The 25856-nt window shown below is 75.5% G+C and carries 23 protein-coding genes; 8 read left to right on the top strand and 15 right to left on the bottom strand.

The genetic code is table 11. The annotated features are described in order from the left end of the window. Positions 1-88: 88 nt before the first annotated feature. The 3 genes from eccE (at position 89) to OU787_RS22810 (ending at position 4384) form a co-directional block, all read left to right on the top strand. Entirely contained in the window at positions 89-1474 is a 1386-nt protein-coding gene (gene eccE, locus OU787_RS22820; RefSeq protein WP_030462705.1) for a type VII secretion protein EccE, read from the top strand. Next, positions 1474-2232, top strand: a complete 759-nt coding sequence (locus OU787_RS22815) for a hypothetical protein (protein WP_268660405.1) — start codon at positions 1474-1476, stop codon at positions 2230-2232. Before eccE ends, OU787_RS22815 begins: the two co-directional genes overlap by 1 nt. A gap of 184 nt (positions 2233-2416) precedes the next feature. Then, positions 2417-4384 carry a MinD/ParA family ATP-binding protein gene (locus OU787_RS22810; RefSeq protein ID WP_268660404.1) on the top strand — a complete coding sequence of 656 codons (1968 nt, stop codon included), beginning with the start codon at positions 2417-2419 and terminating at the stop codon, positions 4382-4384. Positions 4385-4434: 50 nt separating this feature from the next. On the opposite strand, the gene OU787_RS22805 is transcribed toward OU787_RS22810, so the two are convergent. Together OU787_RS22805 and OU787_RS22800 are read right to left on the bottom strand one after the other, a co-directional pair. Continuing rightward, complete coding sequence (locus tag OU787_RS22805) at positions 4435-5379, bottom strand: bifunctional riboflavin kinase/FAD synthetase (protein ID WP_030462708.1); 945 nt, start codon at positions 5377-5379, stop codon at positions 4435-4437. 63 nt (positions 5380-5442) lie between these two features. Then, complete coding sequence (locus OU787_RS22800; RefSeq protein ID WP_268660403.1) at positions 5443-5802, bottom strand: hypothetical protein; 360 nt, start codon at positions 5800-5802, stop codon at positions 5443-5445. 340 nt (positions 5803-6142) lie between these two features. Between OU787_RS22800 and OU787_RS22795 the strand changes: the two genes are divergently transcribed. Beyond that, positions 6143-6331 (top strand): hypothetical protein, encoded by a 189-nt coding sequence (locus OU787_RS22795; protein WP_268660402.1) that lies wholly within the window; start codon positions 6143-6145, stop codon positions 6329-6331. 1931 nt (positions 6332-8262) lie between these two features. On the opposite strand, the gene OU787_RS22790 is transcribed toward OU787_RS22795, so the two are convergent. After that, positions 8263-8937 (bottom strand): trypsin-like peptidase domain-containing protein, encoded by a 675-nt coding sequence (locus tag OU787_RS22790; protein WP_268660401.1) that lies wholly within the window; start codon positions 8935-8937, stop codon positions 8263-8265. 363 nt (positions 8938-9300) lie between these two features. Here OU787_RS22790 and OU787_RS22785 point away from each other — a divergent pair, with 363 nt between their 5' ends. Beyond that, positions 9301-9810 carry a GNAT family N-acetyltransferase gene (locus OU787_RS22785; protein ID WP_268660400.1) on the top strand — a complete coding sequence of 170 codons (510 nt, stop codon included), beginning with the start codon at positions 9301-9303 and terminating at the stop codon, positions 9808-9810. Between the two features lie 71 nt (positions 9811-9881). Here the strand turns inward: OU787_RS22785 and truB are convergent, their stop codons facing one another. From truB to rimP, 8 genes are all read right to left on the bottom strand, one after another. Continuing rightward, the gene (truB, locus tag OU787_RS22780) at positions 9882-10787 is read right to left on the bottom strand and encodes a tRNA pseudouridine(55) synthase TruB (protein ID WP_268660399.1); all 906 of its coding nucleotides are present in this window, start codon (positions 10785-10787) and stop codon (positions 9882-9884) included. A gap of 77 nt (positions 10788-10864) precedes the next feature. Continuing rightward, the gene (locus OU787_RS22775) at positions 10865-12034 is read right to left on the bottom strand and encodes a DHH family phosphoesterase (protein WP_268660398.1); all 1170 of its coding nucleotides are present in this window, start codon (positions 12032-12034) and stop codon (positions 10865-10867) included. 2 nt (positions 12035-12036) lie between these two features. Next, positions 12037-12474, bottom strand: coding sequence for a 30S ribosome-binding factor RbfA (gene rbfA / locus OU787_RS22770; protein ID WP_030462949.1), 438 nt, complete (start codon positions 12472-12474; stop codon positions 12037-12039). A gap of 139 nt (positions 12475-12613) precedes the next feature. Next, the gene (locus tag OU787_RS22765; RefSeq protein ID WP_030462950.1) at positions 12614-12910 is read right to left on the bottom strand and encodes a DUF503 domain-containing protein; all 297 of its coding nucleotides are present in this window, start codon (positions 12908-12910) and stop codon (positions 12614-12616) included. A 123-nt stretch (positions 12911-13033) separates the two neighbouring features. After that, on the bottom strand, positions 13034-16138 hold the full coding sequence (gene infB, locus OU787_RS22760) for a translation initiation factor IF-2 (RefSeq protein WP_268660397.1): 3105 nt from the start codon (positions 16136-16138) through the stop codon (positions 13034-13036). Between the two features lie 191 nt (positions 16139-16329). Next, positions 16330-16632: a YlxR family protein gene (locus OU787_RS22755; RefSeq protein ID WP_081967219.1), complete on the bottom strand. Its 303-nt coding sequence runs from the start codon at positions 16630-16632 to the stop codon at positions 16330-16332. A gap of 69 nt (positions 16633-16701) precedes the next feature. Continuing rightward, complete coding sequence (gene nusA, locus OU787_RS22750; RefSeq protein WP_268660396.1) at positions 16702-17703, bottom strand: transcription termination factor NusA; 1002 nt, start codon at positions 17701-17703, stop codon at positions 16702-16704. Positions 17704-17705: 2 nt separating this feature from the next. After that, positions 17706-18248 (bottom strand): ribosome maturation factor RimP, encoded by a 543-nt coding sequence (gene rimP, locus OU787_RS22745; protein ID WP_030462954.1) that lies wholly within the window; start codon positions 18246-18248, stop codon positions 17706-17708. Between the two features lie 803 nt (positions 18249-19051). On the opposite strand from rimP, the gene OU787_RS34855 reads away from it, so the two are divergent. From OU787_RS34855 to OU787_RS22730, 3 genes are read left to right on the top strand one after another with little or no spacing between them, the layout of a single operon-like run. Further along, on the top strand, positions 19052-19447 hold the full coding sequence (locus OU787_RS34855) for a ferritin-like domain-containing protein (protein WP_268661909.1): 396 nt from the start codon (positions 19052-19054) through the stop codon (positions 19445-19447). A 35-nt stretch (positions 19448-19482) separates the two neighbouring features. Next, positions 19483-20382 carry an aminoglycoside phosphotransferase family protein gene (locus OU787_RS22735; protein ID WP_030462956.1) on the top strand — a complete coding sequence of 300 codons (900 nt, stop codon included), beginning with the start codon at positions 19483-19485 and terminating at the stop codon, positions 20380-20382. A gap of 49 nt (positions 20383-20431) precedes the next feature. Further along, a complete protein-coding gene (locus OU787_RS22730) occupies positions 20432-20983 on the top strand; it encodes a GNAT family N-acetyltransferase (protein ID WP_030462957.1) in 552 nt (183 codons plus the stop codon). A gap of 7 nt (positions 20984-20990) precedes the next feature. On the opposite strand, the gene OU787_RS22725 is transcribed toward OU787_RS22730, so the two are convergent. The 4 genes from OU787_RS22725 to dxr form a co-directional block, all read right to left on the bottom strand. Then, the gene (locus tag OU787_RS22725; RefSeq protein ID WP_268661908.1) at positions 20991-21866 is read right to left on the bottom strand and encodes a GNAT family N-acetyltransferase; all 876 of its coding nucleotides are present in this window, start codon (positions 21864-21866) and stop codon (positions 20991-20993) included. Between the two features lie 85 nt (positions 21867-21951). Beyond that, a complete protein-coding gene (gene ispG, locus OU787_RS22720; protein ID WP_033253947.1) occupies positions 21952-23112 on the bottom strand; it encodes a flavodoxin-dependent (E)-4-hydroxy-3-methylbut-2-enyl-diphosphate synthase in 1161 nt (386 codons plus the stop codon). A 124-nt stretch (positions 23113-23236) separates the two neighbouring features. After that, positions 23237-24544 carry a M50 family metallopeptidase gene (locus OU787_RS22715; protein WP_268660395.1) on the bottom strand — a complete coding sequence of 436 codons (1308 nt, stop codon included), beginning with the start codon at positions 24542-24544 and terminating at the stop codon, positions 23237-23239. Between the two features lie 19 nt (positions 24545-24563). Beyond that, entirely contained in the window at positions 24564-25793 is a 1230-nt protein-coding gene (gene dxr, locus OU787_RS22710) for a 1-deoxy-D-xylulose-5-phosphate reductoisomerase (protein WP_030462961.1), read from the bottom strand. Positions 25794-25856: the final 63 nt, after the last annotated feature.

Here is a 25856-nt window from a genome sequence, read left to right as displayed (position 1 = left end):
GGGCCGCCGACCCGGCCCCCGCCCGAGACTTTCCGGGCCCGCAGGGGGATCTGACGGGACATCTGAAGCAGAGAGGGCAATTCGGGGGATGCCAAGCCAGTCCGCTCCAGCACGACGACGCTCCACTTCGCACGGCCGGAGGCCGGAGGCCCAGGGCGGACGCCGGGCCCGCACCGCACCGCCCGCCCCGGCCGCGGTCGGCCCGGTGGGCCTGCGGCTGCTGCCCAGGCCCGGGCTGCTGGGCCGCCGGCTGGAACTCAAGCAGATCGTCCAGCTGGAGGTCGCCGCCGCCCTGGTCGCGGTCGGCTGGTCGATCAACACGATGATGGCCGCGGCCTTCGCGGTGCCCGCGCTGGTCCTGGTCGTGATCGCCCTGCTGCGGCTGCGCGGCCGCACCACCGGCGAGGCGGTGAGCGTCCGCTCGGCGTACAACGCCCGCCGCAAGGAGGCCAAGTACAACGTCCCGCCGCCCGGCACCGACCCGGCGATCGCGCCGGTGATGGAGCTCGACCCGGCGCTCAAGACCTGCACCCACGCGATCGAGACCGACCTCGGCGACGGCCGCCCGCTGCGCCGCGAGACCGGCATGGTCGGCGACGGCACCTTCTTCACCTCGGTGCTGCTGGTGCAGTCCAAGGACCAGCCGCTGCGCCCGGGCCGGGCCACCTCCGCGGTGCCGCTGGACCTGATCTGCTCGATCCTCCAGGTCGACGACATCGGCCTGGAGTCGGTGCAGTTGGTCCAGCACACCCAGCCCGCCCCCGCTCCGCACCTGCCCGAGCACTCGCTGGCCGCCCGCGCCTACCAGCAGACCCCCGGCGGGGTCAGCACCCCGGCGCTGCGGCTGACCTGGGTCGCGCTCAAGCTCGACCCGGAGCGCGCGGCCACCGCCGTGCTGGCCCGCGGCGGCGGCGAGGAGGGCGCCCGCAAGACCCTGCAGCGGGTCACCGACCAGCTGGCCGGCCGGCTGAACAGCGCCGGTTTCACCGCCACCGTGCTGGACGAGCGGGAGCTGATCGCCGCGCTGGCCATCTCGGTGTGCGCCAACCCGGTGGCGGTGGCGGGCCGGCAGGGCTCGGGCGGCGGCGGGGTCGGCGTGCGCCGGGCCCAGGAGTCCTCGAAGTACTGCCGGATCGACGACCGCTGGCACGCCACCTACTGGGTCTCCAAGTGGCCGGTGCTCTCCCGCCCGGGCATGGGCGGCGGCCGGGTGACCGCCCCCGACCTGGTCAACCAGCTGACCGGCACGCCCGCGTTCGCCTCGACCTTCTCGGTCACCGCGTCCCGCGCGATGGGCGGCGCGGTGGCGCTCAGCGGCCACCTGCGGCTGACCGAGCACAACGAGTCCAGGCTCGAGCAGATGGGCCGCCAGGCGGAGTCCCGGGCGCAGCACAGCGGCGCCTCGCTGACCCGCCTCGACCTGGAGCACGCCCCCGGCCTGCTCGCCACGCTGCCCCTGGGAGGGACGTCCTGATGGCCTACCAGACCTACTCCGGCCAGGCCCCGCAGCCGGTCGAGCGGCGCCCGGTGCGGGTGCGCCCCGGTTTCGGGCTGCGCGGCCCGCGCCGGGAGAAGCACGTGCTGCCGGCCGAGGACCTCGCGGCGCTGGCCTTCCCGGTCGGCGACGACGGCGTGGTGATCGGCCTGGACCACCAGCAGCAGCCCGCGGTGATCGGGCTGTTCCGCCCGTCCGCGTTCGAGGTGGTGCTGGTCGGCGGCATGTGGACGGCGCAGCTGATCGCGCTGCGCGCGGCCGCGACCGGCGCCCGGATCGCGGTGGAGACCGGCCGTCCGCAGGCGTGGGCGCCGATGGCGCAGGCGGCGGGCGGCGGGCAGCCGTGCGTGACGGTCCACCAGGTGGGCCGGCTGGGTGCGCAGGGCGCCTCGGTGGCGTCCCCCGTTCTGGTGGTCCGCGACCTGGGTGCGCGGCCCAACCGCAGCCGGCTGTCGGCAACGCCCTGGCAGACCACGCTGACCGTGCTGCCGTACCTGGGCCCGAACGCGGGCCGGGTGCTGAACGCCGCCGACCTGGTCGGCCTGCAGCGGGTCTCGCCGCAGGAGGCCGAGATGCTGGGCCGGCTGCTGTCGCTGGCCCCGGGTGACGTGAGCGCACTGCCGACGCTGCCGGACAACGTGACGCTGTGGGCGACCCGGATGCGGCGCCAGTACGTGATGACCAACCAGGGCGAGGCCGAGACCCAGGTGCTGGGCGGTCCCCGCCGCATGGACTGACCGCCGACCGGCCGGTCCGCACGCTCCGGAAGGGCCACGGGGGCCCGGGTGCGGGCGGGCCGGCCGGGCCGGTCGGATCCGCCGTGAGGTCGGGCACCGCCTTCAAAGCGGGCCCGCGCACGGCCTAGTCTTGTTGCCCGACGGCAACCGCCGAAGCAGTTTCGGCGAGAACGAGGGAGCCCCAGTGAGCAGCGATCGGGACGGCGTCTACGTCGGCGACAACGCGGCCGAGGACGACGATGACTGGTCCGACGCCCCGGACTACACCGCTCCGTCCTGGTACACCCAGAGCGCCGCGCCGGGTGCTCCGACCTCGGCGCCGCAGCCGCAGCCGGTCCAGCAGCAGCCCGTCCAGCAGCAGGTGCCGCAGGCCCAGCCCCCGGTGGTGCAGCCCCCACCGGTGCAGCAGCAGGCGCCGCCGCCGCAGGTCCAGCAGCCGCCGGTGCAGCAGCAGGCCCCCCAGCCGCCGGGTCCGCCGGTGGCCGCGCAGCCGGAGCAGCCGCAGCCGCAGCCCGTCCAGCCGGCCGAGCAGCAGCCGCCGGTGCAGGCGCAGACCGCCGCGCAGCCGGACCCCGATCCGAACGCGCCGGCCGCGCAGGCCCCGGCGCCGGACGCCGCGCCGCCGGTGGCGCAGCAGGTTCCCGGCCCGCCGCAGGCCCCGCAGCCGCCGGTGCAGCAGCAGGCCCCGCAGCCGCAGCCCGTCCAACCCCAGCCCGTCCAGCCGCAGCCCGTCCCGCAGCAGGCGCCGCCGCCGCAGCCGTACCCGCAGCAGCAGTGGCCCCAGCAGCAGTACCCGCCGCAGGTCCAGCAGCCCTACCCGCAGCAGGGCCAGCAGTGGCCCGCCCAGCAGCAGCCGCCGGCCGATCCGCGGGCGGGCGGCTGGCCGCAGCAGCCGCCGCAGCCGTACCAGCAGCACAACCCGGGCGGGGCCCCGCAGGCTCCGGCGCAGTTCCAGCAGGCGGCCGGGCAGGCCGCGGCGCACGGGGCGGCGCTGGGCTACACGGCGGCGGTGGAGCTGTCCTCGGACCGGCTGCTGCGCGGCCAGCCGAAGGTGCAGAAGCAGTCCCGGTTCCAGTTCGGCGGCAAGTCGGCGCAGGCCGGCAAGCAGCAGAAGCTGGAGCTGATCCGGCACCCGGTGATGACCTGCTACCGGATCGCGGTGATCAGCCTCAAGGGCGGCGTCGGCAAGACCACGACCACCACCTCGCTGGGCGCGACGCTGGCCAGCGAGCGGCAGGACAAGGTCATCGCCATCGACGCGAACCCGGACGCGGGCACGCTGGGCCGCCGGATCAAGCGGCAGACCGGGGCGACCATCCGCGACCTGGTGACGGCGATCCCGAACATCCGCAGCTACATGGACATCCGCCAGTACACCTCGCAGGACCCGAACTCGGGCCTGGAGATCGTCGCCAACGACGTGGACCCGGCGGTCTCCACCACCTTCGACGACTCGGACTACCGCCAGGTCATCCAGGTGCTCGGGCAGCACTACCCGATCATCCTGACCGACTCCGGCACCGGTCTGCTGTACTCGGCGATGCGCGGCGTGCTGGACCTGGCGGACCAGTTGATCGTGGTGGCCACGCCCAGCGTGGACGGCGCGTCCAGCGCCTCGACCACGCTGGACTGGCTGTCCGCGCACGGCTACGCGGACCTGGTGCAGCGGTCGATCACGGTGGTCTCCGGGGTCCGCGAGACCAGCAAGATGATCAAGGTCGAGGACATCGTGGCGCACTTCCAGACCCGCTGCCGCGGCGTCGTGGTGGTGCCGTTCGACGAGAGCCTGGCGGCCGGCGCCGAGGTCAACCTGCAGATGATGCGGCCCAAGGTCCGGGACGCCTACTTCGAGCTGGCCACCCTGGTCGGCGAGGACATCGCCCGCTCCCAGCAGCAGGCCGGCTGGCAGGGCCAGCCGCAGCAGCCGTACCCGCAGCAGGGCGGCTACCCGCCCCAGCCGTACCCGCAGCAGGGGGGCTACCCGCCCCAGCAGGGCGGCTACCCGCAGCAGGGCCAGCCCTGGCAGCAGCCCTACCCGCAGCAGGGCGGCTACCCGCCCCAGCCGCAGCCCCCGCAGCACGGCTACGGCTACCCGCCGCCGCACGAGGCGCCGCCCCCGGGGTACGGCTACCCGCCGCCCCACCAGGGCTGATCAACGCCGGAGGCCCCCCGCGGGGGGCCTCCGGCGCGTGCGGGGGACGCTCAGGGGCGCTCGGTGAGCTCCCGGGCCCGCTTGACGTCCTCGGCCATCCGCTCCAGCAGGGCGTCGATGGAGTCGAACTTCTCCATGCCGCGCAGCCAGGCCAGGAAGTCGACGGCGACGTGCTGCCCGTACAGGTCGAGGCCGACCCGGTCGATGGCGTACGCCTCGACGGTGCGGGCGGTGCCGTCGAAGGTCGGGTTGGTGCCGACCGAGATCGCGGCGGGCATGGTCTCGCCGTCGGCGGTCAGCCAGCCCGCGTACACGCCGTCGGCGGGGATCGCCGAGTACGGGACGGTGTCCACGTTGGCGGTGGGGTAGCCGAGTTCGCGGCCGCGCTGGGCGCCGCGGACCACCTCGCCCTCGACCCGGTGCGGGCGGCCGAGGATCTCGGCGACGCCGGCCATGTCGCCGGCCGCGACCAGCCGCCGGCACAGGCTGGACGAGAACGGCTCGCCGTCGCCCGCCGCGCCGCGCACCTGCAGGTCGACCACCTCGACGGTGAAGTCGTCGGCCCGGCCGAGCTCGGCCAGCAGCTCGACGTCGCCCGCCGCGCGGTGCCCGAAGCGGAAGTTGGGGCCCTCGACGACCGCCTTCGCGTGCAGCGCGTCGACCAGCACCGACCGCACGAAGTACTCCGGGGACTCCTGGGAGAACTCGGCGGTGAACGGCAGCACCAGGACGGCGTCCACGCCCAACTGCTCGACCAGTTCGGCCCGGCGCGGCTGCGGGGCCAGCAGCGGCGGGTGGGTGCCGGGCCGGACCACCTCGCTGGGGTGCGGGTCGAAGGTCACCACGACCGACTTCGCCCCCAGTTCGCCGGCCAGCTCCACCACCCGGTTGATGATCAACTGGTGTCCGCGGTGGACCCCGTCGAACGATCCGATGGTGACGACGCTGCGCCCCCAGTCCCCGGGGATCTCCTCCAGGCCGTGCCAGCGCTGCACCTGACCGCTCCTTGTTCCTACGGTGTGCACAACCCGTGCACTCGAAAGACCGAAACCGAACCCCTATAGCGTGCCATGCGACCGGCCCTGCCCAGGTACCGGAAGGCCCTTGGTGTGACCGGTCAGACGGCCGCCGGGACGGTCCACCTGCCGTTCGGCCTCGGCGGCGGCGTACTGCGGGTCCCGCCCGGACGCGGCGAGGGCCCGCAGCCGGGCCAGCCGGGGCCCCTGGGGCGGCGGCGGGGCCTCCTCGGGCCAGGACGCCAGCAGCCGGGCGAAACCCGCCCAGCGGCCCGCACAGCGCACCAGGGCGGCGTCCGCGCCCGGCCACCGCTCGGCGACCCGCGCCAGCAGCTCGCGCACCCGCCGCTCCGGGTGCCCGGCGTGCCGGGCCGCCAGCGCCTCCACCACGGCCGCCAGCACCCCTCGTCCCGCTCCGCGGCCAGCAGCGCGTCCAGCAGCTCCTCCCGGCCGCCGCCGGGCGCCGCCAGCACCGGCACGAAGAGCGCCCGCACCGGCGGCCCGGCGGCCAGCACCGCGTCCAGCAGCGGACGGCCGTCCCGCCCGGCGTCCAGCGTCGCGTCCAGGTGCCGGGCCACCTCCCCGGCCCGCTCCGGGTTCTCCCGCAGCAGTTCGGCGGCCAGCAGCAGGCCGCCCGCGCCACCGCCGGGTCGGCCGCCCCGTCCAGCACCCGCAGGCCCTCCCCCGCCCGGGCGCCCGGCACCAGCAGCCGCGCGCGCACCGCCGCCAGCACCTGGTCCGGGTGCTCCGCCAGCAGCCCGGCCAGCACCTCGGCGGTCAGGAACGGGTCGCCCGCCCGGTACCCGGCCAGCGCGGCCGGCAGGTGCTCGGCCCGGCCCGCCGGATCGCGCACCAGCAGCGCCAACGCCGCGCCGTGCAGGGCCGGTTCGTCCTCCCGGGCGAGCAGCGTGCGGGCCGCCAGCCGCAGTAGCTGCGCGCCCGAACCGCCCGCGTGCGGGGCGGTGCGCAGCGCGTGCACGGCCGCCGCGACGTGCCGCTCGGGGCGCGGGTCGTGGCTCCACCGGTCGACCGCCCGGCACAGCGCGGACGGCTCCCGTTCGGCGAGCCGGCCCAGCAGCGCGTCCGCCCGCGGGTGCGCGGTGGCCACCAGCGCCTCGGTCAACTCGTCCAGTGCCAGCGCCCGGTGCTCGTACAGCAGCTCGTCGGCCAGCTCGGCGACGCCCTCGGCGCGCTCGGCGTCCCCGGCGGTGTGCCCGTACCAGGCGCACAGCAGCGGCAGCACGCCGCGCGGATCGGCCGCCAGCAGCTCGGCCGCCGCCGTCCGGGCCACCTCCACCCGGCCCGGGCCCTCGGCCAACCGGGCCAGCAGCGCGGTCCGTTCGGCCACCGGCAGCGGCAGGCCCGTCCAGAACGCGGCGCCGAACCGCTCGTCCCGCCCGGCCCGGTCCACCAGCAGCTCCAGCAACTCCCGGTGCGCGGACGGCTCCGGGCTCCCCGCGATCCCCGCCGCCAGCAGCCGCCCGGCCCACCAGTCCGCCTCGCCGCCCCGCTCCGAGCGCTCCAGCGCCGCCCGCACCCGCCGCAGCCACCCGTCCAGCACCGCCGCCCCGCGCACCTCCCCCGCCCGCCGCAGCGCCCCCACCACCACCCCGACCCGGCCCCGCCCGACCCCCGCCCCGGCCGGCGCCCGGGGGCCGGCGGGCGGCTCGGAGCCGCTCCCGTCCGCCCGGCCCGCACCGCCCGAGCGGACGCCGTCTCCGGCCTGGGCCCCGTCCCCGGCCTCGCCAAGCGCCCCGCCCGGCCCGTCCCCCGCCGCCCCCGCGTCCCGCTCCTCCAGCAGCAGCCGCAGCGCCGCGTCCAGGTCCAGGTGCAGGCTCTGCAGCCACTCCCCCCACTCCTCGTGCCCCGCCCGGTACCCGGCCCCCGCCGGGACCAGCAGCCGTTCCTCCCGGACGGCCCGCGCCCACCCGCCCGCGTCCGGGAACAGCCGGGCGAAGTCCTCGGCGGGCAGCGCCCCGTCGCCCGCACCGAGCATCAGCCGCGCCGCCTCGTGCAGCCGCCCGGCCGCGACGGCCGCGAGGCGGCGGACCTGCCGGGCGTCCTCGCCGGGCGGCACCGGCCCGCCGCGGCGGTGCCGACGCGGCCCGCCGGGGGTGAGCGCGATCCGGCGGGCGACGGTGAGGCAGGCCAGGTCGAGCCAGCCGGCGAAGAGTTCGGCCCGGCTGCCGACCGGGCCGTGCACGCCCGCGCCGCGCAGTTCGCCGGCCAGCCGCAGGGCCAGCGGGTGGCCGCGCTCGGCCGGGCCGAGGAAGGTGCCGGGCAGTCCGTAGCGGCGGCCGGCCCGGGCCGCGGCGTCGTCGGTGAGCGGGCCGAGCCACAGGGCCCGGGCGGCCGAGCGCCAGGGGCCGAGCTGTTCCCAGCCGTCGGGGCGGCAGGCGACCAGGGCCCGGGCGCGGTGCGCGCGCAGCCACTCCAGCCCGGCGGTCAGCCAGCGCGCGGAGAGCGCGAGCGGTGCCTCCTCGGGCCCGTCGAGCACCACCAGCAGTGGTCGCCCGGCGTCGGCGCAGAGCGCCGCCAGCTCCCCGGGGTCGACCTCGGGCACTCCGAACTCCCGTGCGGCCAGGGCGAGTCGGCGGCGCAGCGGATCGCCGAGGGTGCGGTCGCCGGCGGCCAGGTCGGCGCCGCGCAGCCAGAGCGTGGGCAGCGGCCGGGCGGCGCCGGCCCGGCGCACCGCCAGGGCCGCCAGTTCGGTGCTGCGGCCGCTGCCGCTCTCGCCGAGCAGCACGGTGAGGACGTCCTGCGGTTCCTCGCCGCTGAGGCCGTCGGGGCGGTCGACCCGGTCGGCGGCGAGTTCGGCGATCCGTCCGGGTCCGGCGGCGGCGCCCTCCAGTTGGGCCTCGGTCAGCCGCAGCGCCCCGCCCAGGTTGAGCGCCCGGCCGAAGGCGGGGGCGTCGGCGGCGTTGCGGGCCAGCAGCCGGCCGAGCGGGGAGTCCTCCGGGCGGCCGTCGGCCGCCAGCGGGACGGCCGCGACGCCGGGCCCGGCGACGGCGCGCACCCGGGGGCGAGCACGGCGAGCACCGCGCCGGTCTCCGGGTCGAGCACCGGCGCCCCGGCGGGCGGGGTCACCGGAAGGTCGAGCAGCAGCACGCCGGGGACGGTGCGCACCAGGGCGCCGTCGCCGCAGCGTCCGCTCTCCCGGCCGAGCGGCCGCCCGTGGGCCAGCGCGGGCGCGCCGTCCTCCCAGCGCTGGTGCGGCACCGCGACGGGGCCGGTGACGGCGGTGCGCCCGATCGGCAGCGCGGGGCCGGGCAGGCCGCCGACGGCGGCGGTGCGCAGCAGGGCGAGGCCGCGTTCGGGCAGCAGGTCGACGCTCTCGGGGCCGAGCACCCGGGACTGGCCGCCAGGGGTGTGCAGCACCAGCCGGGGCAGGCCGGCCACCGCCTCGTGCGCGGTGACCACCGTGCCGTGCCGGTCGGCGACGAAGCCGAGCCCGCACAGCCGGCCCTGCTGGTCCCGGATCCGCAGCAGCGCCTGTGCCGGATCCCCCGCGAAGCCGGCGCCCGCACTCTCGCCCATCCCGCCAAGTCCTCCCGCCGGGCCGCTCCGGCCCCGGGCGGGGCCGGGTACGGCCGCCGTACACGCCGCCGGTCAGCCTGCCCCCCACCAGCCCCACAGCACCTCGCACGCCCCTCTCACCACACCGCTTCACTCCGTGCGCCCCCTGCCGTCCCGCCCGGCGCGCACCCCGCCCCGGACCACCCGGCCCGCCCCCGCCCGCCGCCAACTGCCGACCGCCGCCCCGCACTTGCCCGCACCGACCCCGCCCCGCACCCGTTCCCGGTCCGCCCTCCCCCGGACCGCACCCGGCGCACGCCCGCCACCGCCCGCCGCCGGAAAACCGCTGGCGCCCCGGCCGCCCCCGGCGCCACCCTGCGGGGCATGGACGTCCGCCTGGAACCCTGGTCCGAATCCCACCTCGCCCTGCTGCGCCGGATCAACACCCCGCTGATGCGCCGGCACGTCGGCGGCCCGGAGAGCGAGGAGCAGCTGCTGCTGCGCCACCGCCGCTACCTCGAACTCCCGGCCCTGGGCGGCACGATGTACGCGGTGCTGGCCGACGGCGAGCAGGCCGGGTCGATCGCCCACCACCGGCGCGAGTGGCGGGGCGCCGAGGTGCACGAGAGCGGCTGGAACGTGCTGCCCGGCTTCCAGGGCCGCGGCGTCGCGCTCGCGGCCGGCCGCGCGATGCTCACCGCGCTGCGCGCGCTGGTCGCCGCCGACCCGTCCGCCCCGGGCGTGCTGCATGCCTTCCCGGCCGTCGACAACGCCCCGTCCAACGCGCTCTGCGCCCGGCTGGGCTTCACCAGCGCGGGCCCGTGCGCCTTCGAGTACCCGCAGCGCTCGGGCCGCTTCCTGCACAGCAACGACTGGCACCTGGCCCTGCGCTGAGCCCCCACCGGAACGCCGGACGGCCCCGCCGGGAACCACCCGACGGGGCCGTCAAGGGGCCGCAGACGCCCTCAGCCGACGAACACCGCCACCGGCTTGGCCTTCCCGCCGACCTCCTCGATCAGCGCCAGGAACCGCCCGTCCGGGTCGAAGACCGCGACCGGCCCGTCCGCGCCCAGCCCGGGCGCGTCCAGCCGCATGCCGTTGGAGAGCAGCCGGGCCTGTTCGGCGTCCACGTCCCAGCGCGGGAAGGCGGCGGCCGCGGCCTCGGCGATCGGCAGCACCTCCAGCTTCTCCTCCAACTGCTCCAGGGTGTGCGCCGATTCGACCCCGTACGGCCCGACCCTGGTGCGCCGCAGCGCGGTCAGGTGCCCGCCGACGCCGAGCGCGGCGCCCAGGTCGCGGGCCAGCGCCCGGATGTACGTCCCGGAGGAGCACTCGACGGTGACGTCGAGGTCGAGCACCGGCGTGCCGTCCTCGGCGACGGCCGGGCGCACCTCGTGCACCGTGAACGAGTGCACCGTGGTGGGCCGGGCGGCGAGCTCGAAGTCCTCGCCCTCGCGGACCCGCGCGTACGAGCGCTTCCCGTCGATCTTGATCGCGCTGACCTTCGACGGCACCTGCATGATCTCGCCGGTCAGTTCGGCGATTCCGGCGTCGATCGCCTCCCGCGCCACGCCGTCGGCGGGGACGGAGGCGGTGACCTCGCCCTCCCGGTCGTCGGTGACCGTGGTCTGCCCGAGCCGGATCGTCGCCTCGTAGGTCTTGGCGGTGAGCATCAGGTGCCCGAGCAGCCGGGTGGCCCGCTCGACGCCGATCACCAGGACGCCGGTGGCCATCGGGTCGAGGGTGCCCGCGTGCCCGACCTTGCGGGTCCCGGCCAGCCACCGCAGCTTGGCGACCACGCCGTGCGAGGTGATGCCCTCCGGCTTGTCGACGATGACCAGCCCGTCGGGGCCCGTCCCTTTACGCTTCATCGCTCATCATCATTTCGAAGTCCCGCGCGCATCCCTGCGCGGCCGCTCGCCCGGCCCGACCGCCGAACCGCACGAGCCTAGCGCGCGCCCGGCCCCTCGGAGTCCGCCCCCGACGCCGCGGCCACCTCGGCCAGCGCCGCCCGGAACCGCTCCACCACGGCCTCCACGGCCTCCCGGGCGCTGAACCCGGCCGCGTACACGTGCCCGCCGCCGCCGAGCCGGGCGCACACCGCCGCGACGTCGACCGCGCCGCGGGAGCGGCAGGAGCCGCGCAGCGTGCCGTCCGGGTCCTGCTTGAGCACCAGCGCGACGTCCGCCTCGGCGGGCTTGCGCAGCACGTCGATCAGGCCCTCGATCTCCTCCACCGTGACACCGAACAGCGCCAGGTCCTGGTACGGCACCCAGGTCCACACCAGCCCGTGCCCGCCGGCCTCCTCGGGCTCGAACGCGGCCCGCTCCAGCGCCCCGGCGAGCACCTTGAGGTACCCGAAGGAGGTGGTGTCCCACAGCTGCCGGGAGATCAGGTCCTGCCGGATCCCGGTGGCCAGCATCCGCCCGGCCATCTCGTGGGTGGCGGGCGTGGTGGCCCGGTACTTGAACGAGCCGGTGTCGGTGGCGATGCCGGTGTACAGGCAGGCCGCGATCGACTGGTCGAGCGGCACCCGCAGCCGCCGCAGCAGCTCGTCCACCAGGACGGCGGTGGCGGGCGAGGCCGGGTCGATCAACCGGACGGTGCCGAAGCCGGGGTTGGAGGCGTGGTGGTCGAACACCACCAGCGCGTCCGCCGCGAACGCCTTCTCGCGCAACAGGCCGAGCCGCTCCTCGGAGGCGGCGTCGAAGGCCAGCACCAGCGCGGGCGCGGCGGGCACCGCGGCGGCGGGGACGATCAGCTCCTGCCCGGGCAGGAAGGACAGCGACTCCGGGATGACCTGCGGGTCGTCGCCGAACGACACCCGCACCCGCTTGCCCAGGCCGCGCAGCGCCAGCCCGGCGGCCAGCGCCGAACCGAGCGCGTCGCCGTCCGGGCAGATGTGGCAGACCAGGTCGATCTCGTCGCTGCCCGCGATCAGTTCGAGGGCGCGCCGCCACTCCTCCTCGAACCGGCCCGCGCCGCCCGCCGCGTCCGCCTCCGCCCCGGATTCGGACGATGACGCGCTGCGAGGGCCCGGAAGCACCGCGAGGGCGGTCTCCACCTCGACGGTGGAGACCGCCCTCGCGGTGCCGGACTCGGCCGGCTCCCCGGCCACGGTCACTCGTCCTCGTCGTCGTCGCGGGACGACTTGTACGGGTCGGCGTCGCCGGCGAACGCGGCCCCGGCGGCGGCGGTGCGGACGGCGGCGTCGGAGAGCCGGGCCTTGTCCAGCAGGTCGTCGATGTTCCGGGCGTTGTCCGGCAGCGCGTCGGCGACGAAGGTCAGGGTCGGCGTGAACCGCACCCCGGTCTGCTTGCCGACCTCGGAGCGCAGGACGCCCTTGGCGCTCTCCAGCGCGGCCGCGCTGGACTCGCGCTCGGCCTCGTCACCGTAGACGGTGTAGAAGACGGTGGCCTCGCGCAGGTCCCCGGTGACCCGGGCGTCGGTGATGGTGACGTACCCCAGGCGCGGGTCCTTGATCCGGCGCTGCAGGGTCTCCGCCACGACCACCTGGATGCGGTCGGCGAGCTTGCGCGCCCTAGCGGTGTCGGTCACGTTGCCTCCTCGTGCAGTAGGCGCGTACCCCGGGTCATGACCTCGCCCGGTGGGGCCCTCTCCCCAACGTACCCGCCCGCGCCCAGCCTTGTGGGCGCTCTCGGTCCTGTGCGGGTGTGACGGTGGTGACGCCCGCAGGTCATTCGTCGTCGTCGTGGTGGTACCGCCTCCGGGCGGAGAGCAGCATCACCTCGGGGCGGCCGGCGACGAGCCGCTCACAGCTGTCCAGGATCTCGTTGACGTACCCGGCCTCGCCGGACACCACCGCACAGCCGATCTCGGCCCTGCGGTGCAGATCCTGGTTCCCTACCTCCGCGGCGCACACGCTGTACTTGCGCTGCAGTTCGGCCACGATGGGCCGCACGATCGACCGCTTCTCCTTGAGCGAGTGCACGTCGCCGAGGAGCAGGTCGAAGGTGAGTGTTCCTACGAACATGTGGGACAGGCCTGAGCCGGCCTGGGAGCCTCGATGGAGTTCCGACAGGCCAGACCCTAACAAGTGCGGCCGGGGCCGGTCGACGGGATAAACACCCGCCGACCGGCCCCGGTTCGGCCCCCGTTACGAGCGGGGCTTCTCGCGCATCTCGTAGGTCTCGATGACGTCCTCGACCTTGATGTCGTTGAACGAACCGAGCGTGACACCGGCCTCGAAGCCCTCGCGGACCTCGGTCGCGTCGTCCTTGAAGCGGCGCAGGCCCTCGATGTTGAGGTTCTCCGCGACGACCTTGCCGTCGCGCAGCAGGCGCGCCTTGGTGTTGCGGCGGATGATGCCCTCGCGGACGAGGACACCGGCGATGTTGCCGAACTTGGAGGAGCGGAACACCTCGCGGATCTCCGCGGAGCCGAGGCGCACCTCCTCGTACTCGGGCTTGAGCAGGCCCTTGAGCGCGGCCTCGATCTCCTCGATCGCCTGGTAGATGACCGAGTAGTACCGGATGTCGACGCCCTCGCGCTCGGCCGCGGTACGGGCACGCCCCTCGGCGCGCACGTTGAAGCCGATGATGATGGCGTCCGAGCCCATCGCCAGGTCCACGTCGGACTCGGTGATGGCACCCACACCGCGGTGCAGGACCCGCAGCTCGACCTCTTCGCCCACGTCCAGCTTGACGAGCGCGTCCTCGAGGGCTTCGACGGAACCGGAGACGTCACCCTTGATGATGAGGTTGAGCTTCTCGATGTTGCCGGCGGCCAGCGCGGCCTCGAAGCCCTCCAGCGAGACGCGGACGCGGCGCTGGGCCATCGAGGCGTTGCGGTCGCGGGCGGCGCGCTTCTCGGCGATCTGGCGGGCGGTGCGGTCCTCGTCGACGACGATGAAGCTGTCGCCGGCGCGGGGCACCGAGGTCAGACCGAGCAGCAGCACCGGACGGGACGGGCCGGCCTCGGAGAGGCTGTTGCCGTTCTCGTCCAGCATCGCGCGGACGCGGCCGTAGGAGTCGCCGACCACGATCGAGTCGCCGACCCGCAGGGTGCCGCGCTGGACGAGCAGCGTCGCCATGGCGCCGCGGCCCTTGTCCAGGTGGGCTTCGATCGCGATGCCCTGGGCGTCCTGCTCCGGGTTGGCGCGCAGGTCGAGGGAGGCGTCCGCGGTCAGGACCACGGCCTCCAGCAGCTCCTCGATGTTGAGGCCCTGGCGGGCGGAGATGTCGACGAACATGGTGTCGCCGCCGTACTCCTCGGCCACCAGGCCGAACTCGGTGAGCTGGCCGCGGACCTTGGTCGGGTCCGCGCCCTCGACGTCGATCTTGTTGACCGCGACCACGATCGGCACGCCGGCGGCCTTGGCGTGGTTCAACGCCTCGACCGTCTGCGGCATGACGCCGTCGTTGGCCGCGACCACCAGGATCGCGATGTCGGTGGACTTGGCACCACGGGCACGCATGGCGGAGAACGCCTCGTGACCCGGGGTGTCGAGGAAGGTGATCGGGCGCTCTTCGCCGTTCACCTCGGTGACCACCTGGTACGCACCGATGTGCTGGGTGATGCCGCCGGCCTCGCCCGCGACCACGTTGGTCTTGCGGATCGCGTCGAGCAGGCGGGTCTTGCCGTGGTCGACGTGACCCATGACGGTGACCACCGGCGGACGCGGCGCGAGCATCTCCTCGTCGCCCTCGTCGGCACCGAAGTCGATGTCGAAGGACTCGAGCAGCTCGCGGTCCTCGTCGTCCCGGCTGACGATCTCCAGCACGAAGCCCATCTCCTGGGCCAGCATCTCGAGCGTCGCGTCGGAGACCGACTGGGTCGCGGTGACCATCTCACCGAGGTTGAACATCACCGAGACGAGCGCCGCCGGGTTGGCGTTGATCTTCTCCGCGAAGTCCGTCAGCGAAGCACCGCGCGAGAGGCGAACGGTCGCGCCGTTGCCGCGCGGCAGCATCACGCCGCCGACGGACGGGGCCTGCATGGCCTCGTACTCCTGGCGCTTCGCCCGCTTCGACTTCCGGCCACGGGCCGGACGGCCGCCGGGGCCGCGACCGAACGCGCCCTGCGTGCCACCACGGGCACCCGGGCCGCCGGGACGACCGCCGAAGCCGCCGGGACGGGCACCGCCGCCGCCGAAGCCACCGCCGCCACCGGCGCCGCCACCCGGACGGGGGCCGCCGAAGCCGCCGCCGGCCGGACGCGAGCCCGGACCGGCCGGACGGCCCTGGAAGCCGGGACGGGCACCGCCCGGAGCACCCGGACGCGCACCGGGGCCACCCGGACGCGCACCGGCACCCGGACCCGGGCGCGGGCCCGGACGCTGCGGCATCATGCCGGGGTTCGGACGGGGCATCCCGGACGGGCTCGGCGCACCGGGCCGCGGAGCGGCCGGACGCGGCATGCCGTCGGGACGGGGCGCACCGGCACCCGGACCGCCGGGACGCGGGGCGCCACCGGGACGGGGACCGCGCTCACCGGACGGCGCACCGCCCGGACGCGGGGCACCGGCACCCGGGGCGCCGGCGGGACGGGGCCCGCGCTCGCCACCGGGACGGGGGCCGCGCTCGCCACCCGGCGCACCGGCCGGACGGGGACCGCGCTCGCCACCGGGACGGGCACCGCGCTCACCGGACGGCGCACCGCCCGGACGCGGGGCCGACGGACGGGCCATGCCCGACGCGCCGCCCGAGGTGAAGGGGTTGTTGCCCGGACGCGGGCCGGCCGGACGCGGGCCCGGACGGGCCGCGGGGTTGGCCGGGGCCGGCCGCGGGGCGGCCGGACGCGCCGGAGCCTCGCCGGCCGGGGCCGGGGAGGAGAACTCCGCCGCCGGCGCCGGAGCGGCCGGGGCGGGCGCCGCCGGGCGCGGACCCGGGGTCGGGGCCTGGCCGGCCGGCTTCGGCGCGGTCGGGCCCGCCGCGGGCGCGGGGGCGGCGGGGGTGGGACGGGGGCCCGGCGTCACGGTGGGACGCGGGCCGGGGGTGGGGGCACCCGGCTTGGGTGCGGCCGAACCGGCGCCGCCGGTCGGCTGGGGCGCCGCGGGCTTCCGCGGGCCAGGCTTCGCGGAGGACGCGCCGCCGGACGGCGGGGTCGCTCCCAAAGCGTCAGTCAGCTTGCGCACGACCGGCGCCTCGATCGTCGAGGACGCCGAACGCACGAACTCGCCCAGCTCGGTGAGCTTGGCCATGACGGCCTTGCTCTCCAAGCCAAGCTCCTTGGCGAGTTCGTATACCCGGACCTTAGCCACTTCGCTCCTGTCTATGCGTCCGGGGTATTCGTCCGCCGGACTGCTGTTACTTCATGGGCGTACTCATCGCGTACTCATCGAGTGCTCATCGCAATCTCGACCTACTTCCATCTCGCGAGGTACCTGACTGGGGCGCACGGCGGCGTACCACGTCGCCGTGCGCTGGTGCGTGTTGCCGGGCGCGGGGCCCGTCAGTGGGCCGACTGCCGATCGGCCGGACTTGCTTCCGCCCCGACGTGCTCCCGCAGGGCGCCGGGGTCGAGCGCGCCCTGGACCCTGAGGGCCCGGGGGAACGCCCGGCGGCGGACCGCGAGGTCGAGGCAGTTCGGGTCGGGGTGCAGATACGCGCCCCGGCCCGGCAGAGTGCCGCGGGGATCGGGGACGCATTCGCCCTCGCCCGCCACGACACGCAGCAGCTCGTGCTTGGCCGCGCGCTTGCGGCAGCCCACGCAGGTGCGTTCAGGGCATGCCCGGACATGCGTCCGGCCAGACACGTTCAAGTCTACCCCTCCGAAGGGACTCACCGCCGCCGAGTAGATCTCCGGAGGCACATGACAACGTTGCTAGCGGCCCTGGGATTCCTGAGTCGGGGCCTCGGTGTCCGGACGGATGTCGATCCGCCAGCCGGTCAGGCGGGCGGCCAGGCGGGCGTTCTGCCCCTCCTTGCCGATCGCCAGCGACAGCTGGTAGTCCGGCACGATCACCCGGGCGGAGCGCTGGGCCAGGTCGACGATCTCCACCTTCGTCACCCGCGCGGGCGACAGTGCGGCGGCGACCATCTCGGCCGGGTCCTCCGACCAGTCGACGATGTCGATCTTCTCGCCGTGCAGCTCGGCCATCACGCCGCGCACCCGCATGCCGTTCGGGCCGATGCAGGCGCCCTTGGCGTTCAGGCCCTGCCGGCGCGACCAGACCGCGATCTTGGTGCGGTGGCCGGCCTCGCGGGCGATCGCGGCGATCTCCACCGAGCCGTCCGCGATCTCCGGGACCTCCAGCGCGAACAGCCGCTTCACCAGGTTCGGGTGGGTGCGCGAGAGCGTCACCGACGGGCCGCGGACACCGCGCCGCACGCCCACCACGTAGCACTTCAGCCGGGTGCCGTGCCGGTAGTCCTCGCCCGGGACCTGCTCCTGCGGCGGCAGGATGGCCTCCAGCTTGCCGATGTCGACCAGCACGCTCTTCGGGTCGTTGCCCTGCTGGACGACACCGGTGACGATGTCGCCCTCCTTGCCCGCGTACTCGCCGAAGGTCTGGTCGTCCGCGGCGTCCCGCAGCCGCTGCAGGATGACCTGCTTGGCAGTGGACGCGGCGATCCGGCCGAAGCCCGACGGGGTGTCGTCGAACTCCTTCGGCTCGACGCCCTCGTCCAGCTCGGACGCGTCCTCCAGCGCCCAGACCGTCACGTGGCCGGTCTTGCGGTTCAGCTCCACCCGCGCCCGGCGGCGCGAGCCCTCGGTGCGGTGGTACGCGATGAGGAGCGCCGACTCGATCGACTCGACCAGCAGGTCGAACGGCACGCCCTTCTCGGTGACCAGCCCGCGCAGGGCACTCATGTCGATGTCCACGACTACGCCTCCTCTTCCTCTTCGTCCACGTCCGCGATGTCGGCGGCGGCGTCGAGCAGTTCCTCGTCCTTGCGGTTGAACTCGACCTGCACCCGGGCCCGCGCGATCTCCGCGAACTCCAGTCGGCGCTCCTTGGGGCGGCCGCGCCCCTTGACCGGCTGCACCTCGACCAGCGCGCCGTCCTCGTCGCTCTCCAGCACCCGCGCGGTCAGCTCCGCGCCGTCCACCAGCTTCACCGCCGCCAGCCGGCCGGTCGCCCGGCGCCAGTGCCGCGGCTCGCTCAGCGGGCGCTCGGCGCCGGGGGAGCCGACCTCCAGCAGGTACGGGGCCTCGCCCATCAGGTCGGAGGCGTCCAGCTGCTGGCTCACCAGCCGGGAGAACTCGGCGATCGCGTCGAGGTCGACGCCGCCGTCGGCGTCCACGTCGATCTGCACCTGGCGGCGGCTGCCGGCCTGGGTCACCTTGACCTCTTCGAGGTCGAGCCCGGCTTCGGCGGCCAGCGGCTCCAACAACGCGCGCAGCCGGTCGGTGGGGGTGGTGCTCATCCGGGTGACTCCTCGGCCGCGTCTGCTGTTGTCGAAGGTGCTGATTCACCGCGAAGCCTATCGGGTCAACCCCCGAACCACCGATTCCGACCCGGGCCGCCCGCACCCCCTGCGAGGAACCTCACAGCGGCCGGATACCGTCCAACCTCCGTACAGGGCGTGTGCGGCTCCGGTAAAGATTCTCCCGACGGGGAGCACCGCGCCCCCACCGAGCCCGCTGGAGCACCGATGCCCGCACCCACACGGCGGACCCTGCTGGCCCTCGGCGCGCTCACCGGGCTCCAACTGCTCTGCGGCTGCACCGACGACCACCCGGCCCCGCCGAAGCCCACCGCCGCCGACCCGGACCGTCCGCTGCGGCTGCGTCAACTGGCCGCCACCGACGCCCTGCTCGCCGACTACGACGCGGTCCTCGCCGCCGCCCCGGCCGACGCCGACCGGCTCGGCACCCTGCGCGAGGACGTCGCCCGGCACCGCGAGGCCCTCGCCGGCACGCTGCCCTCGCCGTCCGCCGCCGGGCCCTCCGCTTCCGGGTCCGCGTCCGCCTCCGGGTCCGGCTCCCCCACCGCGGGCACGACCGCCCGGACGGCCGCCGAGCTGGCCGCCGCCGAGCAGCGGACCGCCGCGCTGCGCCTGGCCGACCTCGCCGCGGCCTCCCCGAGCTGGCCCGGACCCTCGCCTCGGTCGCGGCCTCCGACGCGGCCCACGCGGCCGCCCTCGGCAACACCACCGCGCCCGCCCCTTCCCCCTCCCCTTCGGCCTCGGCCCCGGCCGGTGCGCTCCCCGCCGCCGACACCGCCGCCCTGCAGGCCGCGCTGGCCGCCGAGCACGCCGCCATCTACGGCTACGGCGTGGTCGGCGCGTTCCTCCCCACCGGGCCCCAGCGCGAGGACGCCCGCTCCGACTACAGCGCCCACCAGGCCCGCCGCGACGCCTGGCAGCGCCTGCTGGCCGCCGGCGGCGCCTCCCCCACCGCCGCCGCCCCCGGCTACCGGCTGCCCTTCGCCGTCAAGGACCCCGCCACCGCCGCCCAGTTGGCCGCCCACCTGGAGACCCAGCTCACCGCCGCCTACGCCGACCTCGCCGCCACCACCGCGCTGCGCGAGCAGGCCGCCGCCGCGCTGCGCGAGGCCGCCCTGCGCGCCGCCCACTGGGGCGCCGACCTGCCCGCCCTCCCGGGCCTGGCCGCGGCGTCCTGACCGCCGGGGGCCCGTCGGCCCGGATAATCGATCACATGGCACAACCTGCGCGGTTCAGCGCCCCCCAGCGTCTCGTCGAGTCCGTCCGGGCGGAGGACACCCCGTCGGCGCGGGCCTGGCTGGCGCAGCTGCCCGCGCTGCTCGATGCCCGGCTGGCGGCCTGGGGGCTGGTGCCGGAGCGGATCGCGGAACCGGGCGGGCGCAGCAGCCTGCTGGTGCACGCGCACCGGGCGGACGACCTGGCGCCGGTGGCCCTGAAGCTGGCGCGCCCGAGCGGCGAGGCCGCCGCCCTGCGGACGTGGGCCGGCCGGGGCGCGGTCCTGCTGCTGGACGAGGCCGACGGGGCGCTGCTGCTGGAGCGGCTGCACGGGGAGATCCCGCTGCGCTCGCTGGCCGAGCCGAAGGCGATGCTGGAGGCGACCAGCCTGCTGCACCGCCTGTGGGTCCCGGCCCCGGCCGGGCACGGCCTCCCGTCCCTGGCCGAGCACGCCCGGCAGCTCGCGGACCGGATCGCCGAGCGACGCTCGCTCCCGGGAGCCGCGGACGCCGGGCCGCTGGTGGACGAGGCCCTGGAGGCCGTGGCGCTGGCCGGGGACGGCGGCGGGTGGCTGCTGCACGGGCGGTTCCGGCACGGCCGGGTGCTGGCCGCCGACCGCGCCCCGTGGCTCGCGGTGGCCCCGCGCCCGGTGGTCGGCGACCGGGCGTACGACCTGGCCTCGCTGGTGCTGGACCGGCTGGACACCCTGGCCGCCTCCCCGGGCCCGCGCGGCGCGGCCCGGCGCCGGCTGGCCCGGCTGTCCGAGGCGGTGGAGCTCCCCGCCGACCGGGTCCGCGCCTGGACCCTGCTGCGGGCGGTGGACACCGCCCTGGGGTCGCTGGCCGCGGGCGGCACCGCGGCGGCCGAGCTCCATCTGGAGTTCGCCGCCTGGCTGTGAGGCCGGGGCGGTCGGCCGCCCGCGGCGGCAGGTAGTAACGTCCCGCTTCATGGAGCAGCTCACCGGGGTGACGATCGAGGCCATCGACCTGGCGGCGTGGGCGCCCGCCGTGCTGGAGGTCCAGGCCGTCGCGTTCGGGCTGGGGCCGCACGAGGTCGCGGTGCGGCTGCCGATCGTGGGGCGGCACGCGCTGCAGCCGGGGGTGGTGGCGCTGGGGGCGATGTCCCGGGGGCGGCTGGTGGGCTTCGGGTACGGGATGCCGAACCGGCGCGACCACTGGTGGTCGACGGTGATCGAGCCGTACCTGGCGGCGCGCGGCCACGAGGACTGGCTGGACGGGGTGTTCGCGGTGACGGAGCTGCACGTGCTGCCGGAGTTCCAGGGCCTCGGCGTGGGCACCCGGCTGATCCGCACGCTGTGCGGGCACTCGGGCCTGGACCGCTCGATCCTGTCGGCGATCGACGCGGAGACCCCGGCCCGCCGGCTGTACCGCTCGCTCGGCTACCGGGACCTGGCGCCCGCGGTGCGCTTCCCGAACACGGCCCGCCCGTACGCGGTGATGGGCGCCCACCTGCCGCTGCGCGACCCGGCCCGACCCTGACGGGCCGTCAGAACAGCACGCTCATGAACGCGCCGACCTCGCGGAAGCCGACCCGGCGGTAGGCGGCGCGGGCCCGGACGTTGAAGTCGTTGACGTACAGCGAGACGACCGGGGCGACCTCGGCGAGGGCGGTGTTGACGACGGCGGCCATGCCGGTCTCGGAGAGCCGCCTGCCGCGGTGCTCGGGGGCCACCCAGACGCCCTGGACCTGGCAGGCGCCGGCCGTGACGGCGCCGATCTCGGCCTTGAAGACGACCTTGCCGTCCTCGTCGAAGCGGGCGAACGACCGTCCGGTGGAGACCAGTTCGGCGACCCGGGCCTGGTAGAGCAGCCCGCCGTCGCCGGCCAGCGGGGAGATGCCGACCTCCTCGGTGAACATGGCCACGCAGGCGGGCATCAGCGCCTCGATCTCGGCCCGGCCGACCCGGCGCACCAGCGGGTCGGGCTCGACCTCGGTGACGGGCGTGGCGGTGGCCATCAGCGGCTGGTGGGCGCGGACGTCGCGGGCCGGGCCCCAGGAGCGCTCCAGCAGCGCCCAGAGCGTCGCGGTGGCCTCGGCCGGGCCGACGATGGAGGAGCAGCGGCGGCCCTGCCGGCGGGCGCGTTCGGCGAAGGCGCGGACGGCCTCGGGGCCGGCGCCCACCGGGACGAGGTTGGCGCCGGCGTAGCAGAGCGCGTCGAGCCGGCCGTCGGCGTCGTGCCAGCCCCACATCTCGCCGCCGAGCCGCCAGGGGTCGAGGCCGACGGCCTCCACCCGGGTGGCGACGAAGGCGTTGGCGACGGGGTCGCGGTGCAGGATCTCCAGCGCGTCGTCGAGGTCGGGGGCCTCCAGCACGCGGGTGGCGGCGAGCGCCCGGGCGACCTGGAACGGGCCGGGCAGCATCACACCTCGGTCGAGCACGGGGGCACCTCTCCGAACGGGCGGGGCCGCCCCTGTCAGGGCGGCCCCGCCGGGGGACTTCAGGCCGTCACTCGGCGGCCACGACGACGGGGGCGCCGGATTCGACGCCTTCCTCCTGCATCTGCTCGGCCAGCTTCATGGCCTCCTCGATCAGGGTCTCGACGATCTTCGACTCGGGCACGGTCTTGATCACCTCGCCCTTGACGAAGATCTGGCCCTTGCCGTTGCCGGAGGCGACGCCGAGGTCGGCCTCCCGGGCCTCGCCGGGGCCGTTGACGACGCAGCCCATGACGGCGACCCGCAGCGGCACCTCCATGCCCTCCAGGCCGGCGGTGACCTCCTCGGCGAGCTTGTAGACGTCGACCTGGGCGCGGCCGCAGGACGGGCAGGAGACGATCTCCAGGCCGCGCTGGCGCAGGTTCAGCGACTCCAGGATCTGGATGCCGACCTTGATCTCCTCGGCCGGCGGGGCGGAGAGCGAGACCCGGATGGTGTCGCCGATGCCCTCGGCGAGCAGCGCGCCGAACGCCACCGCGGACTTGATGGTGCCCTGGAAGGCGGGGCCGGCCTCGGTGACGCCGAGGTGCAGCGGGTAGTCGCAGGCGGCGGCGAGCTGCCGGTAGGCGTTGATCATCACGACCGGGTCGTTGTGCTTGACCGAGATCTTGATGTCGCGGAAGTCGTGCTCCTCGAACAGCGAGCACTCCCACAGCGCGGACTCGACCAGCGCCTCGGGGGTGGCCCGGCCGTACTTCTCCAGCAGCCGCTTGTCGAGCGAGCCGGCGTTGACGCCGATCCGGATCGGCACGCCGGCGTCCTTGGCGGCCTTGGCGATCTCGCCGACCTTGTCGTCGAACGCCTTGATGTTGCCGGGGTTGACGCGGACGGCGGCGCAGCCGGCGTCGATCGCGGCGAACACGTACTTCGGCTGGAAGTGGATGTCGGCGATCACCGGGATCTGCGACTTCCGGGCGATGATCGGCAGCGCGTCGGCGTCGTCCTGCGAGGGGACGGCGACCCGGACGATCTGGCAGCCCGAGGCGGTCAGCTGGGCGATCTGCTGCAGCGTCGCGTTGACGTCGGAGGTGAGCGTGGTGGTCATCGACTGCACCGAGACCGGCGCGTCGCCGCCGACCGGCACGTTGCCGACCATGATCTGACGCGAGTGGCGGCGCTGGGCCAGCGGCTTGAGCGGCAGGGAGGGGATACCGAGCGAGATCGCGGTCATGTGCGCAGTTTTTCCTCTGGAGAGGTCGGTGAGCCGGGGCGCGCCGCGGTGGCGGGGGCGCCCGGCGTCCAACGGTACGGCACGGCCGGGCGGCGGAGCACACCCGGCCGTGGGTGGCGCGCGCCTAGTTGATGCGCACCGGGTTGACGATGTCGGCGGCCATCACGAGGCCGGTGAAGCAGATGAAGACGCCGGCCACCACGTAGGCCAGCGGCATCAGCCGGGCCACGTCGAACGGGCCGGGGTCGGGGCGGCGCAGCAGCCTGGCGAAGCCGCGGCGCAGCGACTCCCACAGCGCGCCGGCGATGTGGCCGCCGTCCAGCGGCAGCAGCGGGAGCATGTTGAACAGGAAGAGCATCAGGTTGATGCCGGCCAGCAGCTGCACCGAGAAGGCGAGCCGCTGGGTGGCGGGCAGGTCCATCGAGAACACGTCGCCGCCGAGCCGGGCGGCGCCGACCATGCCGATCGGGGAGTCGGCGTCGCGCGGGGTGCCGTCGACCACGGCGTGCCACAGGCCGGGGATCTTGCCGGGCAGCTGGGTGAGCGACTCGACGCTGTGCCGGGCCATCGACCCCATCTGGTCGGCGCTCTCGGCGAGCGTCATGTGGTGCACGCCGGTGGCGGGGGTGATGCCGAGGAAGCCCGCGGTGACGGTCTGCCCCTTGATCGGGTTGTTGTCCTTGTCGTACGCCTGCAGCGTGTTGGTCTTGATGTCGGCGCGCAGCGTCTGCTGCTCGCCGCCCCGGTGCCGGACCAGGACGTCGACCTGCTTGCCGGCGGAGTCCCGGATCAGGTTCTGCAGCTGCGGGTAGTCGTGGATCTGCACGCCGCCGAAGCTGAGCACCGTGTCACCGGCGCGCAGGCCCGCCAGGTTGGCCGGGGACTTCTCGGCGTCGGGCGTGCAGTCGTTGGTCTTGGCGCTGACCGGGACGACGCACTCGCTGACCTCCTGCACGGTCGGCACGGCCTGCTGCACGCCGATGCCCATGAACAGGGCGAGGAACAGGCCGAGCGACAGGACCAGGTTCATGCCCGGGCCGGCGAACATCACGATGACGCGCTTCCACGGCTTGCGGGTGTAGAACAGCCGGGTCTCGTCGCCGGGCTGCAGCTCCTCGTAGGAGGCGGCCCGGGCGTCCTCGATCATGCTCCGCCAGGGCGAGGAGGAGCGTTTCGTTATCCGACCGTCCGCGCCGGGCGGGAACATCCCGATCATCCGGATGTAGCCGCCGAACGGGATCGCCTTGAGGCCGTACTCCGTCTCGCCGCGCTTGACCGACCAGATGGTCCGGCCGAAGCCGACCATGTACTGCGGCACCCGGATGCCGAACAGCTTCGCGGTGGACAGGTGGCCGAGCTCGTGCCAGGCGATCGAGAACAACAGCCCGACCACGAAGATCAGGACGCCCAGCACCCACATCAGCTTGTCCACCGCGTCGCCTCCGTCGTACCTAACCTGCCGCCAGTTCCCGGGCCCGGGTGCGGGCCCAGTGCTCAGCCTGGAGTACGTCCTCCACCGTGAGCGAAGTTCCCGCCGCCGGGGTGCCGTGTTCGGCGACCACCTTCGCCACAGTGTCCACGATTCCGGTGAAGGGCAGTGCGCCGTTCAGGAAAGCGTCCACACATTCCTCGTTGGCGGCGTTGAAGACCGCGGGGGCCGTCCCGCCGAGCGTACCCACCTCGCGGGCCAGCTCGACCGCCGGGAAGGCCGCGTCGTCCAGCGGGAAGAACTCCCAGGTCGCGGCCTTGGTCCAGTCGCAGCCGGGCGCGGCGTCGGGCACCCGGTCCGGCCAGCCGAGGCCCAGCGCGATCGGCATCCGCATGTCCGGCGGGCTGGCCTGGGCCAGCGTGGAGCCGTCCGTGAACTCCACCATCGAATGAACGACCGACTGCGGATGGACCACCACCTCGATCCGGTCGAAGGGCACGTCGTACAGCAGGTGCGCCTCGATCACCTCCAGGCCCTTGTTCACCAGGGTCGCCGAGTTGATCGTCACCACCGGGCCCATCGCCCAGGTCGGGTGGGCCAGCGCCTCGGCGGGGGTCACGCCCGCCAGCTGCTCGCGGGTGCGGTTGCGGAACGGGCCGCCGCTGGCCGTCACCACCAGCTTGCGGACCTCGGCGCGGGTGCCGCCGGCCAGCGCCTGGAACAGCGCGGCGTGCTCGGAGTCCACCGGCACGATCTGGCCCGGCCGCGCGACGGCCTTCACCAGCGGGCCGCCGACGATCAGCGACTCCTTGTTGGCCAGCACCAGCACCCGGCCGGCCCGCAGCGCGGCCAGCGTCGGCGCCAGGCCGATCGAGCCGGTGATGCCGTTCAGCACCGAGTGGCACTCCGTCGCGGCCAGTTCGGTCGCCGCGTCCGGGCCCGCCAGCACCTCGGGCAGCGCCGCGCCGCCCGCCCCCGCCGCCAGCGCGGCGCGCAGCGGCGCCTCGGCGGCCGGGTCGGCCACCGCCACGGTGCGCACGCCCAGCGCGAGCGCCTGCTCGGCGAGCAGCTCGACCCGGCCGCCGGCCGCGGACAGCGCCACCACCTTGAACCGGTCGGGGTTGCGGAGCACCACGTCGATGGCCTGGGTGCCGATCGACCCGGTCGAGCCCAGGATGACCAACTCCCGGGGGCCGTCCGGGTCCTGCACGGCCGGAGTGAAGCGCGACTGCGGATGGGCGAGCGAGTTCATGCCCCCATTGTGTCCTGCCCCGGCCCCCGCGACGGACGCCCCGCCCGTCGGCTGGGGGCAGCG

Origin of the sequence: Kitasatospora sp. YST-16 (assembly GCF_026802215.1) — a bacterium.
Taxonomy (GTDB): Bacteria; Actinomycetota; Actinomycetes; order Streptomycetales; family Streptomycetaceae; genus Kitasatospora; species Kitasatospora cineracea.
The sequence above is the reverse complement of the archived record's forward strand: the minus strand, read 5'-3'. Positions and strand labels throughout refer to the sequence as shown.